The sequence below is a fragment of the Herbidospora daliensis genome (assembly GCF_001570585.1).
Lineage (GTDB): Bacteria > Actinomycetota > Actinomycetes > Streptosporangiales > Streptosporangiaceae > Herbidospora > Herbidospora daliensis.
The window spans coordinates 636,788-653,462 of the sequence record NZ_BBXF01000005.1; the positions used below are offsets into that span (position 1 = coordinate 636,788).

The following is a 16,675-nucleotide window of genomic DNA, read 5'->3' on the forward strand; positions in this document are numbered from 1 at the left end:
ATGGGTGCTCTGAGCGTGGCCGGAATGGTGGAACCGTGGGATGGGCTGGACGATCCGACTATTTCACCAGGCGGAGTCCGAGGAAGACGTACCAGATCATGACGGGCAGGTGCAGGGCGTAGCCCACCTGCTCCAGCGCGGCCGAGGGGCCCGCGAGCCCGGTCGTCCAGGGCAGGACGACGGCGGCCAGCCCCGAAAGGGCCGCGAGCGCCCCCGCGAACCGCGACCAGCGGGGCAGCGGAAGCAGGGCCGCACCGGCGACGGTCGCGGCGACCCATGACAATCCGGCGAGGTTGACCATCCACTTGGCCGTGAGCAGGACCGGCAGCGCCGCCTCGGGATGATCGGTCAGCTGGGTGACCGCGAGGTTGCCCGCGTCGTGCAGCAGCCCCGCCAGCCCGGCGGCGGCCAGCAGCCCGCCCGGCACCCCCGCCACAGCGAGCCCGGCGGCGGTCAGCGCCAGCCACCCGGCCAGGTCGAGCGCCAGCGAGGCGAGATGCAGGCCGGTCAGGTCGTGGACGGCCCGGAGCGTGGCGTCGAGATCGGCGGGATTCAGGGTCAACCCCGATGGCGCCGCCACCGCGACTCCGGCGACCATGGCGGTGAACGAGGACAACAGCAGGACTCCGGCGAGCCTGGACAGGTCGGTCATGCCGGGACGGTAGAACCCTGACGCACGGACAAGGTCAAGCATGTGGCGAATCGGGCGACTGGCCCGCATGGCGGGGGTGTCGGAACGCACCCTGCGCCACTACGACAGAACCGGGCTGCTCCACCCCGCCGCCGTCGACCACCTCACCGGCTACCGCTGGTACGGCGTCGCCGAACTGTCCCGCCTCGAACGCATCCGCGCCCTGCAACGCCTCGGCCTGCCGCTGCGCGACATCGCCGACCTGCTCGACGCCCCCGAGACCGAGACCCGCCGGGCCGTCGCCGAGACCCTCACCCGCCTGCGCGCCGACGTCGCCGCCCTGACCGCCACGGCCGCCGAAGCGGAGCACTACCTGGCCGACGAGCTGACCGTGGTCCCCCGCACCGCAACGGTCGGGTCCCGGCGATTGAAAGTACGCCGGTTGACCGCCACCCACCCCTCCGAACTGGCCGGACAGTGTTCGGGGACCCTGCTGACCTGGCTCGACGGCCCCTTCTCCGCCGCCGTCGCCGACGAGGGCGGCGAACCGCTCACCCTCCCGGCCCGCGAGGTGGTCAGGGCGGTGCTGCCCACGCCCGCGGGGGTGGTGCGGGCGGGCCACGACCTGTTCACCTGGATCGGCCGCCACGGATTGACGGTGGCCGGCCCGGCGCTGGAGGAGCACCTGATCGACGAATCGGGCGGCCACGCGGTGGTGCTGGACATCCCGATCGGCCCTTAACCGGTCAGCCCGGCGTCGTGGGCCAGCAGGGCGATCTGGGTGCGGTTGTTGAGGTCGAGCTTGTCGAGGATGTGCGAGATGTGCGCCTTCACGGTCGCGACGCTCATGAACAACTCGCCGCCGATCTCGGCGTTCGACCTGCCCCGCCCCACCGCGACGGCCACCTCCCGCTCCCGCGCGCTGAGCCCGCCCAGCACCCGCACGGCATGCTGCCGCCGGGCGGCCGCGCCCGAGTCGGCGACGTGCGCGATCAGCTGACGGGTCACCGTCGGCGACAGAATGGGTTCCCCCGCCGCCACCCGGACGATCGCCCGCAGGATCTCGGCGGGCGGCGTGTGCTTCAGCAGGAACCCGCCCGCTCCGGCGCGCAGGGCCCGCAGCACGTACTCGTCGGCGTCGAAGGTCGTCAGCACGACGACCTCGGGCGGATCGGCCCGCGCCCGCAGCAGCTCGGTGGCGGCGAGGCCGTCGAGCACCGGCATGCGGATGTCCATCAGCACGACGTCGGGGGCGCACTCCTCGACGGCGGCGGGCACCTCGGCCCCGGAGCCCGCCTCGCCCACCACGCACAGCTCGGGCGCGGCCGCGATGATCATCCTCAACCCGGCCCTGACCAGCGGATCGTCGTCGACGATGAGCACCCGGATCGGGTCGTTCACCTCGGCCACGGCAACCACGCCCGCAGCCGGAACTCACCCGCGGCGGTCGGCCCGTACTCCAGCCGTCCACCGGCCAGCCCGGCCCGCTCGGCGAGCCCGATCAGCCCCCTGCCGCCGCCCGGAATCCCGGCGACGCCCCCCGCCGGGTTGCGCACCTCGACCGTCAGCCCCTCCCCCGCCGCCCCGCCGACGGCCACCGACACCTCGCCGTCGCGGCCGTGCTTGCGCGCATTGGTGAGCCCTTCCTGCACGATCCTGTACGCCCCCCTCCCGATCGCCGCGGGCGGCTCCCCCACTTGGCAGTCGAACAGCACCCGCATCCCCGCGCGGCGTGACTGATCGACCAGGTCGGAGAGGTCGGCGAGGCTGGGCTGGGGCAACTCCGGCACCTCCGGGGACCGGTCGGTGCGGAGCATGCCGATGACCTCGCGCAGTTCCTCCAGGGCCCGGTGCGCGCTGTCGCGGATCACCCCGGCGGCGCGGGCGACCTCCTCGGGAGCGGCGTCGGGACGGAGCTCAAGGGCACCGGCGTGGAGGCTGAGGAGGGACAGGCGGTGGGCGAGCACGTCGTGCATCTCCCGGGCGATCTGGTCGCGTTCGGACTGGCGGACCTGGGCCAGGTGCAGCTCCCGCTCCGATTCGACGCGCCGGGAGCGTTCACGGAGGGACTCACGTCTGGCCTTGACGAACAGCCCCCAGGCGAGGACGGCGGCCACGCAGGCGAAGCCGAGCAGGAACTGCCACCAGGCCGGCACCGGAACGTCGGGCCTGACCAACGGCGTCACGAACGGGACCAGCACGGCCCCGGCCACGATCGGGCCGACCACCTTCACGGGCCGGTGGGCCGCGACGGTGAACAGGGCGATCAGCGCGACGCCGGCGGCCGACATCGAATAGACGCTCGCCGCCACCGTGACCACCGCGAACCCGACGGGTCGGCTTCGGCGCAGCCACACGCCCAGGCAGCTCAGCGCGCCGAGGACGGCGTCGACCGCGAACGGGACCGGCGCGGGGTGGTGGTCGAGGTTGTCGATCACGCCGAGCGTCGTCAGGGCGATGGCCAGCAGGAACAACGCCGCGTCGGTGGCCCGGCCGCGACCTGGGGTCGTCACGATCAACAGGGTACGTCCGGGGGTGACCCAGCGGAATTCGACCAAAGTAGGTCCTGTTTCGCCGACCTTCGGGCGTGGCGACGGGCTTGCTCGGCGGGTGAGCCTGTCGCCATGACCGATGACCAGATGCGAGCGAGACTGTCCACTCTGTGGATCGTCGTTCTGCTCACCATGATCTACGCGGACGTGCTCAGTTTCCTGGACGGGGAGTTCCTGCGGGGGCTCCTGGCCGGGCATGCCGGCGGTGTTCCCGTCACCTCGCTGCTGCTGGTGGGGTCGGCGGTGATGGTCGAGATCCCGATCGTGATGGTGGTGTTGTCGCGGGTGCTGAAACCGGTGGTGATGCGGCGGGTGACGCTGGTGGCGGCGCCGCTGACGGCGGTGTTCATCGTCGGCGGCGGGTCGCTCAAACCGCATTACCTGGTGCTGGGTGCTGTTGAGCTGGTGTGCCTGGCCGTGATCGTGCGGCAGGTCTGGCGCATGGACGTGGCGGGTTCGACGGGATGAGGCTTCGCCTGGTCCGCTTCAACTATGCGGCCTTCACCGGGACTGCCGTTCGACGGGGCGGCCGTTGGCCGGCCGCCACGGTGATCGACGGGGTGGCGGCTGGAGGTCTCCGGTGAGAAGGCGGAACTGGTGAGAGTTGCGGACACACCTTTAGGTGATCTTCCACCATAACTGCGCTTATGACGGCCCGAATAATTCCGGAATGACCGAATCGCAGTGAACGCTCACGAGCAATCCTGGGACCGGTTGTCGGCGCTTGTTTCTCCGCAGCGTCGGGCCCAGTAGGCGAGGTTGGCGCGGGCGGTCAGCGTGGCGGGGTGTTCGGCACCCGAGACGCGTTCGCGGATGGGCAGCAGCGCGGCGTACTGGTCACGCGCCCCGGCCGCATCCCCCGCCCACCCCGACCAGAGAGCGAGTTCATGCCGGGCGGTCAGCGTGTCGGGGTGTTCGGCACCCGAGACGCGTTCGCGGACGGGCAGCAGCGCGGCGAACTGGTCACGCGCCCCAGCCGCGTCCCCCGCCTGCCCCGACCAACGGGCGAGGTTGGCACGGGCGGTCAGTGTGTTGGGGTGTTCGGGTCCGTGGTGGTTGAGCTGGGCCTGGTAGCGCTGGTGTTGCAGGGTTTTGGCGGTGGCGTAGCCCCCGCTGGCGTCCAGGTAGGCGATCACCTGGTACATCGCCTCCGATCGCGGGGGCAGGACCGCGCGGGCGTGGGCCAGCAGCCGCCGGTAGGCCGGCCAGCTGCCGATCACGTCCGGATCCTCGGGCAGCTCGGCGGTCAGCAGGTCGGCGGCCTGGGCGTGGATGTCGTGGCGCTCGTGTTCGGGGAGGTCGTTCCGGGTGACGGCTTGGACCAGGCGGTGGACGCTGACGGTGTCGGAACCGGTGCCGGTGCCGGTGTCGCTGTCCGGGGTGATGGTGATCATGCTGTAGGAGGCCAGCAGCCCCAGTGCCTGGCCGATCTGAAGTTCATCGGCGTCGGGCAGGTGGTGCAGGACGGTGATGGGCAGCTGATCGGGGGCGTAACAGGCCAGCAGCGCCAGCAGCCGGGGAGCCAGCGGGTCCTGGGCGGCGATCCGGATGCGGGTGATCGTCCAGACCTGAGCGATGACGCGTTCGCCGTCGCCGCCGGGCGGCGCGGCCGCGTGAACCTTGCCCGGGTTGTCGCGCAGCAGCGCGCGGTAGGTGGTGAGGTTCATCCCGGGTGTGCGGGCGATGAACGCCGCGGCCTGCGTCAGGGCCAGCGGCAGAAATCCCAGATCCTCAGCCAGCCCGCCCAGTTCGGCCGACTCGGCCGGGCCGGCCTTGTGCGCGGGGACGCCTCTGCCGGGCGGTCGGCTGGGATGTGCCTGGATGATCATCCGGGTGAGGAGTCGCTGGGCGGGTTCGGGGTCCAGTACCTCCAGGCTGATGGGGGTGCAGCCCAGGTCCCTCCAGCCGGTGTCGCGCCGGGTGGTGATCAGCACGTGCCCGCCGGTCAGCCGGCCCAGGTAAGGGTGCAGGTCGCGGGCGTCTTCGACGTTGTCGAAGACGAGCAACCAGCCGGGGTGGGCGGCGAGCCACGCCAGCGCCCAGTCGGCCGCCTCCTGCGCCGTCGCCGCAGAGGCCGCCACCGAGTCGGCGCCCGCGCAGATCGCCCGGGTCAGGCCCGCCAGCGAGGTCTGGATCTGGGCCGGGGTGTCGGCGTCGATCCACCACACCAGCCGGTAGGTGTCGTGGTGGCGGGCGGCGTACTGCAACGCCAGTTCGCTTTTGCCGATCCCGCCCAGCCCGTACACGGCCGCCTGCGTGATCACCACCGGCTCCACCCTGGCCGATCCTGCGGACCTTGCCACTGGTGGCTTGCCTGGCGTCTTGGGTGTGGTGGTCAGTGTCTTGCGCAGCCGGGTGAGCACCTGCTGGCGGCCCAGGAAGACCGCCGTCGGCGGGCGGGGTAACCCGGACAAGCTGGCGGGGACGGTGAGCGTGGCCGCGTCCGGCAACGGCGGCCGCGACACCACTTGCTGCTGGTGAATGGTCACCTCGCGGGCATTCACCTGGTTGAGGTGACCACCCACGGCCGACCCGCTCACGCTCTGGCCGCCAGACGCTGCTCCGCCTGGTTCCTGGACGCCCTGGCTCACACAGTTCATGCTGCCGCCCGCACGCACCCAACGGCAGCATGGCGACACAAATCGTGATCAGAAACCCGCCAGCCCTACAGACACCCGATTATGTAGGCCCTATTTGTCTTTGTGTGCGAGGTGTGCGAGGTATGCACCGTGCGCCGTGCGGTTTCAAAATGGGGCCCGTCTGTGAGGCCCCGGCACCTCGGCCTGGGGTCGGTCAGCGCTCTGGCTGCCGACCCGCTTGCGCAGGTTCACCACCTGCTTCCCGGTGAGGCCCACCGCCCGTTCCTCACCCTCAGCCCCGAGCTCCAGCCCGCAGATCAGCACCAGCCCTGGGTAGTCCGCCCAGGGTTCCCCTTCATGTCGGCCACCAGCGCCGGGGCCGCCGCGCCGATCGAGCTCCCGGCCGGTCGCCGCCCGGATGGCCCGGTTTGCGCCGGTCAGCGTGGCGATCCTCTTGGCACGGTCACCCGCATTGGCCAGGAGCTCGACCGCTCGCGCGGTGCCATCGACCTCGATCAGCAGGTAGATCATGTCGCGCTCCCTTATGGGCGGGGGCCGCTTATAGAGATGGGCCCGTAAGTGAGGACCGCGTAACCCGCACCCGTCCTGCCCCCAAGCCACCTCCGGTGCGGTGATCTTGTACGTGAACGTACGTCAATCAGTGGCCGCTTACTCCCGTAAGGGATCGCGACGCAGGTCTGTTCTCCGCTCCGGGGCCAGACGTCTAGGACATCTTTGGGACGTCTTGAGGGCCGATATCCTCCGCAAGACGTCCGGAAGCCCCGGCACATCAGCGCGATTCGCCGCAGGGCGGTCGGCGTCCGCTTGCCGCCCGGCCCCCACACCAGACGTTGTGTTATTTCGCCTCTCGGGCCGGAAACTCGACGATTCCGAGTTCGTGTGCCTTCACAACAGCCAGTATCCGATCATGCACGCCGAGTTTCGCGTAGATGTTCTGAATGTGCTTACGGACGGTGGTCACGCTGATACGCCGGAGGCTGGCAATCTGCTGGGCGCTGGCCCCTCGAGCGATGAGCACCATGATGTCAGCCTCTCTCTGCGTAAGCCCCGCTCGCGACCTGCCCTCATCGAATCCGGGTGGCGATGGCCAGGGAAGGGCGAATCGGTCGAGCGAGCGGATGACGGGCCAGATCGCATGCGCCCCGAAAACGTCCTGATCGGTGAAGTCACCCGACTCCCGGGACAGTCCCCAGCCGCTGCCGCCTGTGAGCTTCTCCGGTCTTGCGGTGCACAGCATCAATTGATGATTCATTCTCATGCTGCGCATGTAGTCGTTGTAGAAGTCGTCTGACATGAGTTCACTACGAGTCCGGCAGTCGCTGATCCGCGCGGGGCGCATCGTGGAGGCGCGCGAGCGGTAGCGAAGAATGATCGGATGCTGGTGGATCGCCACGCCGAACGCCTCCGGCCCCGGATAAACATCATCCGGATATCCCCAGGTTTGGATCACTCGATCATCTTGACGCCACCAAGCGATGTGGTCCGCGTCGATGAGCCGGCGCAGGCAATCGTGCACCACTTCCAGATAGGCACTGTGCTCGAGCACCGCCTGTCCCTGATAACTCACTTCCTGTACAACCACACGGATGTCCACTATTCCCCCGGCCTCGCTCTTGCAATACCCAAAAGAGCGTATGGCGACCGGAATAGCCTGCGGAAGAGGCTACTCGTACGGATCCTCAAACAGTCGAATGGAGCGGACATGCAGAATCCGGAGAAACGGCCCCTGCGAAGAGGTGATATCCAGAACTTCGAATTTCCCGCCGGACCGTCGACCGACTTCGGCCAGGCCGTTTCAACGCCGGCGGCGCGTGTGCACCTCCTGCTGGCCGATGACGGGGCCGGACAGGGCGGCGGCGAACTCGACGACGCGCTCGATGCCCTCGGCGCGGCGTACACGGAGAACGGCCAGGTGGTCTGGGAGGCACCCGACAGCCTCGACCCCCACCTCGCCGAACATCTACACCGGTCCGTGGCGGCGCTGAACGGGCTCATCGCCGACGGCGCCCTCGAAGTCGACTCATCGGGCGCCATCAAGCCGATCGGAGGATGACATGGCCAGTGCCGAACTCCGATGGTGGGGGGTCATCCTCCACCTCGACCAGAACGAAGCGTGCTTACTGGCCAAAGGCAGACCTGAGGGGGAACTGGCGCTCAACGCGATACCACCCCCATACGGGCAACTAGTGATCGGCGCGATCGCATTGCACAAGGCCATCATCAGAAACAACATCGGCGCCCAGGGAATCGACATCCACATCAGCTGGGCCGGGGTCGCACATTGGTTCGGTCGAATCGGCGCTCCACAAGCCTGCATTTAAGGAGAAAAGGAAATGGCAGCGAATCTTCTCGTCAACATGGGACCGTGCGACGATGTCGCCACCCTGTACATCAACGGCACCGCGCTTTACACCACGCAACTCGACCAGCAGACGACCTTCCGCCGGGAGTTGGCCGACGGCGAGTACAGTGTCCGGTTCGCCGTGAAGAACAAGGGCTTGTGGTCCTGGAAGGCGCAACTTCAGGTCTACATCAACAGGCGGCTGGTGATCGACGTTAACGAGACCGGCAACAGCGGCCTTTGGGGCGGGCAGGTCTTCAACCACGAGTGGCCGATCATCATCAAGAACTCGGAAGTCGTGGACTACTGACCTTCTGGAAGTCCAGCCAGCGGCTGGCTTGTGTCCACCAGATAGGCACCACCATGTCCGAACAGGGCCGACGCCAACACGAAGTACACCCCGACCCGGGGAAGGCAGCACCCGCAGCCTCCGCTCGGTCCGGCCCGTCTCGGTGAGCACCGCATCAACCAGCCTCTTGACGCCTGGGAACGACCCTTAACTTCGCGGCATTGGGCGTCCGCTCATGAAACGCCAAACCTGGCGCACCTAGTTCAATCGCTTCTTATGACGGGCATCGGCTTGCCTGCGAGCGGCGGACAGATTGTCGCGCACAGTCTTGGTCGTGGGATGAGTGGCTCCCAGGACGCGCACGCAGTCGGCCAGGGTCTGCTCGAACAGCGGAATGGCCCGGCCCAGGTCCCCCGCCGTCCGGTAGGCGCCAGCGAGGTTGTTGCAGGAGGTCAGGGTGTCGGGGTGGTCCCCGCCCAGCACCCGCTCCCGGTCGGCCAGGGTCTGCTGGTACAGCGGGATGGCCCAGCCCAGATCCCCCGCCGCCTGGTAGGCGCCTGCGAGGTTGTTGCGGGAGGCCAGGGTGTAGGGGTGGTCGCCGCCCAGCACCCGCTCCCGGTCGGCCAGGGTCTGCTCGTGCAATGGGATGGCCCGGCCCAGATCCCCCGCCGCCCGGTAGGCGCTGGCGAGGTTGTTGCGGGAGGTCAGGGTGTCGGGGTGGTCGCCGCCCAGCATCCGCTCCCGGTCGGCCAGGGTCTGCTGGTACAGCGGGATGGCCCGGCCCAGATCCCCCGCCGCCCGGTAGGCGCCTGCGAGGTTGTTGCGGGAGAGCAATGTGTAGGGGTGGTCGCCGCCCAGCACCCTCACCTGGTCGGCCAGGGTCTGCTCGAACAGCGGGATGGCCCGGCCCAGATCCCCCGCCGCCCGGTAGGCGCCTGCGAGGTTGTTGCGGGAGGCCAGGGTGTAGGGGTGGTCGCCGCCCAGCACCCTCACCTGGTCGGCCAGGGTCTGCTCATACAGCGGGATGGCCTGGCCCAGATCCCCCGCCGTGTAGTAGGCGGCGGCGAGGTTGTTGCGGGAGGTCAGGGTGTCGGGGTGGTCCCCGCCCAGCACCCGCTCCCGATCGGCCAGGGTCTGCTCGTACAGCGGGATGGCCCGGCCCAGGTCCCCCGCCGACTCATAGGCGTAGGCGAGGTTGTTGCGGGAGGTCAGGGTGTGGGGGTGGTCGCCGCCCAGCACCCGCACCCGGTCAGCCAGGGTCTGCTGGTACAGCGGGATGGCCCGGCCCAGGTCCCCCGCCGACTCATAGGCGTCGGCGAGGTCGTTGCGGGAGATCAGGGTGTGAGGGTGGTCGCCACCCAGCAGTTGTTCGTAGTCGGCCAGGGTCTGCTCAAGCAGGGGGATGGCGCGGGTCAGGTCGGCCAGGAACTGGAGGTACCGCCCGCACCAGGCGCGTAAGGCCAGCAGGCTTTCGGAGGGGTCGCCCAGAGCGGTGGCCAGGGTGTGCAGGGCGGTGGTCTGCTCGAGGAGCATGTCCACGGCGGGGCGGGCGGTCCAGGTGGCCGCGTCATCGGGGATGTGGTTGTTGAAGCGGTGCAGGAGGTTGACGGCGCTGTCGAGCACCTGGGCCAGACGGGTGACGTCCTCACGGTTGTCTCCGTTCTCACGCTCGCCGTCATCAGCAGTGGTCCCGTCGTCAGCAGCGTTGTGGTGGGCGCGTTCGCGCAGGACCCGGCTGGTCAGCCGGTGCATCAGCACCGTGCCCCCGTCCTCGCCGAAGGTGATCAGCGAGGTGTCGGCCAGATCGGCCAGCAGCTGGTCGATGCCTTCGGTGGCGGCGGGGTCGGGGTCGGTGGTGCCGTACAGAACCGCCCGCGGGACGCCGGATTCGGCCAGCACCGCCAGCAGTTCCAGCGCCTCCCGCGCGCCGGGGATGGTCTGTTCGGCCTGGTCGATCGACAGCAGGATCGCTTGGGCGGTCCCGTCGGGGTAGCCGTCGCCGGCGTGCGGCAAGTATTTGTCGAGGGGGTAGTCGCGCAGCAGGGTCAGGTAGGCGGGGTAGGTCAGGCGGCGGCGGTGGATGTAGGCGCCGGCTTGGCCGACCGCCAGCGGCAGATGCCCCAGTTCGTCGGCGACCTGGTCGGCGCCGGGGGTGGTGTTGCGGGTGCGCTGGTGCAGGAACGCGGTGGCCTGGTCCGGGGTGAAGACGTCGACGTCGACGGAGGGATAGCGGGTGTGGAAGGCGCGGTTGCGGGTGGTGATCAGGATCCGGGCCTTTCCGGTGGCCGGGCACCACGGCCGCACCTGCTCCACCTGGGCGGCGTTGTCGAACACCAGCAGCACCGGCTGATCGGCGGCCGCCAGCCAATCCCGCGCCTTGACCGCGGCGGTGCGGGCGTCGTCCTGGTCGGTGAACAGCTCCAGGCGGCGGGCTAGGGCGGCCAGGCCGGTGATGATCTGGTCTTCGGTGTCGGCGGTGATCCAGGCGATGACCGGCCAGCGGGCCCGCTGGCAGGCCCAGGCGTAGGAGGCGGCCAGCAGGCTCTTGCCCACGCCCGGGGTGCCGGTGACCGCGTCCACGACTGCGGTGCCGTGCCCGGTGACCCGCTCGTGCAGCCGCTCCAGCAGGTCGGCGCGTTCCTGGAAGGCCAGCGGCTGCTGCGGGATCTCGCCCTCCACGATCTGTTGCGGCGGCGCAGGCAACCGCGGGAGATGGAAATGCAGCACCGTCTCGGTGATGTGCAGGTCTCTGGCGGCCTGATACACCCGGCCATCCCCGGAAGCCTTCCCTTCCAGGTGGGCCGTTCCTCCGGGCTCCGGGCGGGGACCCGCGTCCGGTTCTTCCCGGCCGGCGGGTTCGGGGGTGGTCACTTCTCGTGGATGATCTGGTCGCGGCCGGCCTGGTACACCCGCCCCGACCCGGTCGCTTCGGCTCTCATCTGCACGTTCCGCGCGTTGTCGCCGGTGAAGACGATGCCGGAGTTGTCTCCGTGGACGGTGGCTGAGCGGCGTTCGCCGATGGTGATGTTCCCGGCGGTGCCGATCTGGAAGGCGTCCCCGCCGATGCGGCTGTTGGAGATGACCTGGCTGCCCGCCCCGGCGGCGATCGGCGCGGTCTTCAGCAGCGCGGCGATGTCGGCGGCCAGCTGCTGGTCGGCGGCCAGGATCTTCTTCACCTGCACCCGCAGCACCGTGACCAGGTCCTCATCGTGGGTGTCGGCGGCGAGGTCGGCGACGGCGGCCTCCAGCGCCGGCCGGGATTCGGGGCGCTGGGCCAGCCGCCGCAGCACCCCCACTCCCACCCCCGGCCCCGTCACCGGCCCTGGCAGCGGCCCCGTTACCGGCTCGGGGTCAGGCGCCGGCGCGGGGGCCTGGCCGGCCCGCTCGGCCGGCGTTTCCGGTGCGGCCGCCAGCGTCATCTCCTGGACCGCCTGGTTGGCGACGGTCCAGATCTGCGGGCCGTGCGCGGTGATCGCCGCCGTGAGATGGGCAACCGCCTGGGTGGCTAGCTTCGTGACATCACTCATCGCTGTTTTTCTCCCCTTCGCCTTTTTCATCACCCGAAAGGTGGATGCGATCGTAACGCGCCCGCCACCCACAACCACGCGCAAACGCCGCCGGCAGTTCCCGGCCGGACACCATTTCGCCAATTCGAACCAGCCGGCCTCCGGGGACAAAAGATCCATGCGCAAGTTCCCGTAGTCGGACGTTTCTGATGACGGAACGCGCGCGGAACCCGGCAACTCGCGCAGCGGAGTGCCTGACCTGCCCTGAAGGAACGGGGGTTTCCGCCAGGTGGCGGTGTCGCGGCGGCCGGCCCGTGGCCTGCCGGCGGCGCCTCGATCCTGGCCTGCGAATAATCGAATCCGACATATACGGCATTCCAGGAATTCGGCCGAAACAGTGGAGGCGGGAGTTTCTGCCGTTCCGTTCGTGTGACGGCAACCGGACCGGTATGCGTATATCGCGTCAGAGATTCCGGTAACGGCGGGCAGGCGGGTTACGATCGCGCGAACCTGATACGCAAAAGACGGGAAAAGGGGCGAGGGGGCGGGGATGGATTTCGCGGAGGTGGCCGCGCGGGTGGTTCCGTACGTGACGGCGGCGATCGGCGCTTTGGGCGCGTCGGTGTGGAGCAAGACCCAGGACGCCGTGGCTGATGCCGCGGCGGAGTCGGTGGCTGATGGGGTGGTCGGGTGGGGGCGGCGTCTGCTGGGCCGGGTGGCCGAGCGAAAGGAAGGGCGGCCGGCGTTGGAGAGTGCGGTCGCCGACGTCGCCGCCGACACTGCCGATCAGGACGCGGTGGCGGTACTGCGGGTGCAGATCCGCAAGGCGCTGGCCGCCGACCCGGCCCTGGCGGCCGACATCCAGCAGATGCTGGCCGCAGCGGCCCCGGCTACCGCGGGGCCGGGCAGTCAGGTGATCTCGGGCAGCTACATCGGTGGGGACGCCTTCCAGATCGGTTCGGCGGGCAGCATGTCGATCTTCCGCCGCCCGTCCTCCACCCCCGCGAACACCTCCAAGGCCGCCCCGGCCGCAGAAGACACCGATAGGTAGCCCCGGTTAACTCTGGCGGCCGCACCAACGCAGAGTTTCTTCAGATCGGCCCGCAGGTGATGTCACTCTCCTCTCCCGAATCCGAGCCCCCGGCCCCTAGTCCCGCAGGCTCATCGATCTCCTCGCCGAAGCTGCCGAAGCCGGGGTCAGGTGCCCCTGTGCCCGGCAGTGCGTCAATGGCCGGGTCCAGCATCGGCGGGGACGCCGTGCAGATCGGATCGGCGGGAGTGGTGAACTTCGGCGCGCCGCCAGCCCAGACCTCTGCGGCCGAAGCGGCTGAGCCGGCCCGCCGGCGGCCGGGCCGGTTGCTGTCAGAGGTGACCGACCCGTTCGAGCATCAACTGGAAATCCACCGCGCCATCGACTCCGACAGCGTCGACCCGGCAGACACCACAGGCTCGGCGGGATTGCCGTTGTATGTGCCGCGTACTCATGACCGGGCGCTGAGCGAGGCGGTTGGGCAGGCGGCTGATGGCGTGAGCCGGATCGCGGTGTTGGTGGGTGGGTCCTCCACCGGCAAGACCCGCGCATGCTGGGAGGCCCTTCATCTCCTGCGCGGCCAGCCGGAGGCGTGGCGGTTGTGGCACCCGATCGACCCCACCCGGCCCGACGCCGCGCTGGCCGATCTGGCCTGGATCGGGCCGCACACAGTGGTGTGGCTGAACGAGGCCCAGTTCTACCTGGCCGACCCCATTCTCGGTGAACGCGTCGCTGCAGGTGTGCGGGAGTTGCTGCGTGACCCGGACCGTGCTCCGGTTCTGGTGCTGGCCACTATGTGGCCGGTCTATTGGGAAGCCCTGACCACCCGTACCGATACCGACCCGCACGCCCAAGCCCGCGAACTGCTGGACGGCCACGCCATCCACGTCCCGGACTCCTTCACCGGCGCCGATCTGCCCGCCTTAGCTGAACTGTCCACCACTGACCCGCGGTTACGAGGAGCATCCGAACAGGCCAGGGATGGCCAAATCACCCAATACCTGGCTGGCGTGCCCATTCTGGTGGACCGCTATGAGCAAGCTCCACCGACGGTCAAAGCCTTGATCCATGCTGCGATGGACGCCCGACGGCTGGGCTACGGCCCCCACCTGCCGCTGGCGCTGCTGACTGAAGCCGCTCCCGGCTATCTCACCGACACCCAATGGGACCAGGCACAAGCCGGAGGTGACTGGCTGGAGCACGCCCTGCACTATGTCACCGCCCCCTGCAACGGTATCCCCGGCATTCTGACCGCCGTCCAGAGCGGTGGCACCCGCAACCAACGCGGCAGCCGCGCGCGGGACCGCGGCCGCAACACGGCGACCTCTTACCGGCTGGCCGACTACCTCGACCAGCACGGCCGCCGCCACCGCGGCAGTTACATTCCGCCAATCGATTTCTGGACCGCCGCCGCAGCTCACGCTCATCCCGTCGACCTGAAAACGCTCGGAGACGCCGCCTGGCGGCGCGGCCTGTACCGCGATGCAGCCCAACTGCACAAAAACGCCACCCGTCAGGGCAGTTATCAGGCTGCCTGTGACCTCATCACCCATCTGCACACCTTGCATCCCGCAGATCACCGTCCTACTGACTGGGCTGTCGCTCACGCGACCTTGGGTGACTTGTCTGCCGTGGGCTGGCTGCTGAAAACGCTGCAAGAGGTGGGAGCACATGGGCCGGCTATCGCATTAGCGGAACGGACCGCCGACCACACCGCTCTGGACGACCCCTTTGCCGTAGCCCACCTGCTGGGCATGCTGCAGAGAGTGGGAGCGCACGATCAGGCCATCGCATTGGCTGGACGAGTCGTCGACCGCACCGCTGTTGACGACCCATTTGCCGCCGCCCTGCTACTGGAGGCGCTGCAGGAGGTAGGAGCGCATGACCAGGCCATCGCATTGGCTGGACGAGTCGTCGACCGCACCGCTGTTGACGACCCATTTGCCGCCGCCCTGTTACTGGAGGCGCTGCAGGAGGTAGGAGCGCATGACCAGGCCATCGCATTGGCTAAGCGAGCCGCCGACCACACCCCTGCCAACGACCCGCTTGGCGCGACCCGGCTGCTGGTCACACTGCGGGAAGTGGGGGCCCACGACCGGGTCACCGCGTTAGCTGAACGAACCGCCGCTACCGCTGCTCTGGGCAACCCGTCTGCCGTGATCATGCTGCTGGATATGTTGCAGAGGATGCAGGTGTACGGCCAGATCACAGTGCTAGCAGAACGAGTCGCCGCCCACGCCGCCGTCAATGACCCGTTCACCGCAGCGGTGTTGTTAACCACATTGAAGAAGGTGAGAGCCCAGCACCAAATCACTACGTTGGCCAGACGGGCCGCCACGCGCACCGCCCTAAACGATCCAGCGGGGGTGGCCCGACTGTTGGAGGCGTTGCGGGAGGTGGAGGCGCACGACCAAGTCACCGCGCTGGCCGAACGAGCCGCCGCCCACGCCGCCCTGAGCGATCCGTCCGCGGTGGCCGTGCTGCTGGTCAGATTGCGGGAGGTGGAGGCGCACGACCAAGTCACCGCGCTGGCCGAACGGGCTGCCACCCACACTGCTCTTAAGAACTTGTCCGGGGTGGACCGCCTGCTGCAGGCGTTGCGGGAGGTGGAGGCGCACGACCAAGTCACCGCGCTGGCCGAACGGGCTGCCACCCACACTGCTCTTAAGAACTTGTCCGGGGTGGACCGCCTGCTGCAGGCGTTGCGGGAGGTGGAGGCGCACGACCAAGTCACCGCGCTGGCCGAACGGGCTGCCACCCACGCCGCTCTGAACGACTCCTTCGCCGTGGCCACGCTGCTGGTCAGGTTGCAAGAGATAGGAGCATACGACCAGGTCATCGCACTTGCCGAACGGGCCGCCGCTCACACCACCCTGGACCTCTCATACGACATAGTCAATCTGCTGGAGGCGCTGCGAGAGGTGGAGGCGTACGAGCAGCTCATCGCCCTGGCCGAACGGGCCGCCACCCACGCCGCCCTAAACGATCCGTCCGCCGCGACTGTGCTACTAGGCAGGTTGCGGGAAATGGAGGCGTACGAGCAGGTCATCGCGCTCGCCAAACGGTCCGTCACCCAAATCCCCCTGGGTGGCCCGTCTGCTGTGGCTCAACTGTTGGAGGTGCTGCGGGAGGTGGAGGCGCACGAGCAGGTCATCGCCCTGGCCGAACGGGCCGCCATCCACGTCCCCCTCGACAACCTCTACGACGTGTCCAGGCTGCTGGACGCGTTACGCAAGGTGGGATCGCACGATCAAGTCAATGTGCTGGCCGAACGAGTCGCCACCCATGGCCCTCTGGGTTGCCCGTCTGCTGTGGCTCAACTGTTGGAGGTGCTGCGGGAGGTGGAGGCGCACGAGCAGGTCATCGCCCTGGCCGAACGGGCCGCCATCCACGCCCCTCTCGACAACCTCTACGACGTAGCCAGGCTGCTGGACGCGTTACGAGAGTCGCGAGCGAACAATCAAGTCAATGTGCTGGCCGAACGAGTCGCCACCCACGTCCCTCTCGACAAGCTCTACGACGTGGGCAGGCTGCTGGACGCGTTACGCAAGGCGGGATCGCACGACCAGATCAAAAGGATCACCGCACGGCTTCCCGCTGCAGCGCAATACCGCCAGTTCCTGAAACTCGAAAGGAATCCAGAACGGTTCAGATTCGGGCTGGATCCCGACGGTAGCGCTGCCATCCTGTGGACGTGGGATGACCTGGAATGACACAAATAGCCGC

15 protein-coding genes are annotated in these 16,675 nt (G+C 68.8%); 7 read left to right on the forward strand and 8 right to left on the reverse strand.

Annotated features, from left to right (window positions below; genetic code table 11):
* Positions 1-58 precede the first annotated feature (58 nt).
* The gene (locus AW274_RS26150; RefSeq protein WP_062437198.1) at positions 59-652 is read right to left on the reverse strand and encodes a hypothetical protein; all 594 of its coding nucleotides are present in this window, start codon (positions 650-652) and stop codon (positions 59-61) included.
* Positions 653-692: 40 nt separating this feature from the next.
* Between AW274_RS26150 and AW274_RS26155 the strand changes: the two genes are divergently transcribed.
* Positions 693-1,373, forward strand: a complete 681-nt coding sequence (locus AW274_RS26155) for a MerR family transcriptional regulator (RefSeq protein WP_083974815.1) — start codon at positions 693-695, stop codon at positions 1,371-1,373.
* Here the strand turns inward: AW274_RS26155 and AW274_RS26160 are convergent.
* Entirely contained in the window at positions 1,370-2,032 is a 663-nt protein-coding gene (locus tag AW274_RS26160; protein WP_062437981.1) for a response regulator, read from the reverse strand. The genes AW274_RS26155 and AW274_RS26160 overlap by 4 nt on opposite strands.
* A complete protein-coding gene (locus tag AW274_RS26165; protein ID WP_157520729.1) occupies positions 2,029-3,144 on the reverse strand; it encodes a sensor histidine kinase in 1,116 nt (371 codons plus the stop codon). The genes AW274_RS26160 and AW274_RS26165 overlap by 4 nt, the downstream gene beginning before the upstream one ends.
* A 111-nt stretch (positions 3,145-3,255) precedes the next feature.
* Between AW274_RS26165 and AW274_RS26170 the strand changes: the two genes are divergently transcribed.
* On the forward strand, positions 3,256-3,651 hold the full coding sequence (locus AW274_RS26170; RefSeq protein WP_062437201.1) for a DUF6326 family protein: 396 nt from the start codon (positions 3,256-3,258) through the stop codon (positions 3,649-3,651).
* 224 nt (positions 3,652-3,875) lie between these two features.
* Here AW274_RS26170 and AW274_RS26175 read toward each other — a convergent pair whose 3' ends face one another.
* The 3 genes from AW274_RS26175 to AW274_RS26185 form a co-directional block, all read right to left on the reverse strand.
* Complete coding sequence (locus AW274_RS26175; RefSeq protein ID WP_198169417.1) at positions 3,876-5,672, reverse strand: tetratricopeptide repeat protein; 1,797 nt, start codon at positions 5,670-5,672, stop codon at positions 3,876-3,878.
* A gap of 255 nt (positions 5,673-5,927) precedes the next feature.
* A complete protein-coding gene (locus AW274_RS26180) occupies positions 5,928-6,293 on the reverse strand; it encodes a hypothetical protein (protein WP_062437203.1) in 366 nt (121 codons plus the stop codon).
* A gap of 325 nt (positions 6,294-6,618) precedes the next feature.
* The gene (locus AW274_RS26185) at positions 6,619-7,377 is read right to left on the reverse strand and encodes a helix-turn-helix transcriptional regulator (protein ID WP_157520731.1); all 759 of its coding nucleotides are present in this window, start codon (positions 7,375-7,377) and stop codon (positions 6,619-6,621) included.
* A gap of 108 nt (positions 7,378-7,485) precedes the next feature.
* Between AW274_RS26185 and AW274_RS26190 the strand changes: the two genes are divergently transcribed.
* The 3 genes from AW274_RS26190 to AW274_RS26195 are packed head-to-tail and all read left to right on the forward strand — an operon-like array spanning position 7,486 to position 8,434.
* Positions 7,486-7,836, forward strand: coding sequence for a hypothetical protein (locus AW274_RS26190; RefSeq protein WP_157520732.1), 351 nt, complete (start codon positions 7,486-7,488; stop codon positions 7,834-7,836).
* Between the two features lies 1 nt (position 7,837).
* A complete protein-coding gene (locus AW274_RS40605) occupies positions 7,838-8,104 on the forward strand; it encodes a hypothetical protein (RefSeq protein ID WP_157520733.1) in 267 nt (88 codons plus the stop codon).
* Between the two features lie 12 nt (positions 8,105-8,116).
* Positions 8,117-8,434: a hypothetical protein gene (locus AW274_RS26195; protein WP_157520734.1), complete on the forward strand. Its 318-nt coding sequence runs from the start codon at positions 8,117-8,119 to the stop codon at positions 8,432-8,434.
* A gap of 237 nt (positions 8,435-8,671) precedes the next feature.
* On the opposite strand, the gene AW274_RS40610 is transcribed toward AW274_RS26195, so the two are convergent.
* Together AW274_RS40610 and AW274_RS26205 are read right to left on the reverse strand one after the other, a co-directional pair.
* Positions 8,672-11,179, reverse strand: a complete 2,508-nt coding sequence (locus AW274_RS40610) for a tetratricopeptide repeat protein (RefSeq protein ID WP_062437207.1) — start codon at positions 11,177-11,179, stop codon at positions 8,672-8,674.
* A 101-nt stretch (positions 11,180-11,280) separates the two neighbouring features.
* Positions 11,281-11,940, reverse strand: a complete 660-nt coding sequence (locus tag AW274_RS26205; protein WP_062437208.1) for a hypothetical protein — start codon at positions 11,938-11,940, stop codon at positions 11,281-11,283.
* 529 nt (positions 11,941-12,469) lie between these two features.
* On the opposite strand from AW274_RS26205, the gene AW274_RS26210 reads away from it, so the two are divergent.
* A complete protein-coding gene (locus tag AW274_RS26210) occupies positions 12,470-12,970 on the forward strand; it encodes a hypothetical protein (RefSeq protein ID WP_062437209.1) in 501 nt (166 codons plus the stop codon).
* Positions 12,971-13,128: 158 nt separating this feature from the next.
* A complete protein-coding gene (locus AW274_RS26215; protein WP_157520736.1) occupies positions 13,129-16,662 on the forward strand; it encodes a tetratricopeptide repeat protein in 3,534 nt (1,177 codons plus the stop codon).
* Positions 16,663-16,675: the final 13 nt, after the last annotated feature.

Bases quoted from the DNA above. Each gene is read 5' to 3' on its own strand.
- AW274_RS40605 (WP_157520733.1), top strand. From the start codon at position 7,838: ATGGCCAGTGCCGAACTCCGATGGTGGGGGGTCATCCTCCACCTCGAC.
- AW274_RS26170 (WP_062437201.1), top strand. From the start codon at position 3,256: ATGACCGATGACCAGATGCGAGCGAGACTGTCCACTCTGTGGATCGTC.
- AW274_RS26155 (WP_083974815.1), top strand. From the start codon at position 693: ATGTGGCGAATCGGGCGACTGGCCCGCATGGCGGGGGTGTCGGAACGC.
- AW274_RS26205 (WP_062437208.1), bottom strand. From the start codon at position 11,940: ATGAGTGATGTCACGAAGCTAGCCACCCAGGCGGTTGCCCATCTCACG.
- AW274_RS26150 (WP_062437198.1), bottom strand. From the start codon at position 652: ATGACCGACCTGTCCAGGCTCGCCGGAGTCCTGCTGTTGTCCTCGTTC.
- AW274_RS26190 (WP_157520732.1), top strand. From the start codon at position 7,486: ATGCAGAATCCGGAGAAACGGCCCCTGCGAAGAGGTGATATCCAGAAC.
- AW274_RS26210 (WP_062437209.1), top strand. From the start codon at position 12,470: ATGGATTTCGCGGAGGTGGCCGCGCGGGTGGTTCCGTACGTGACGGCG.
- AW274_RS26195 (WP_157520734.1), top strand. From the start codon at position 8,117: ATGGCAGCGAATCTTCTCGTCAACATGGGACCGTGCGACGATGTCGCC.
- AW274_RS26180 (WP_062437203.1), bottom strand. From the start codon at position 6,293: ATGATCTACCTGCTGATCGAGGTCGATGGCACCGCGCGAGCGGTCGAG.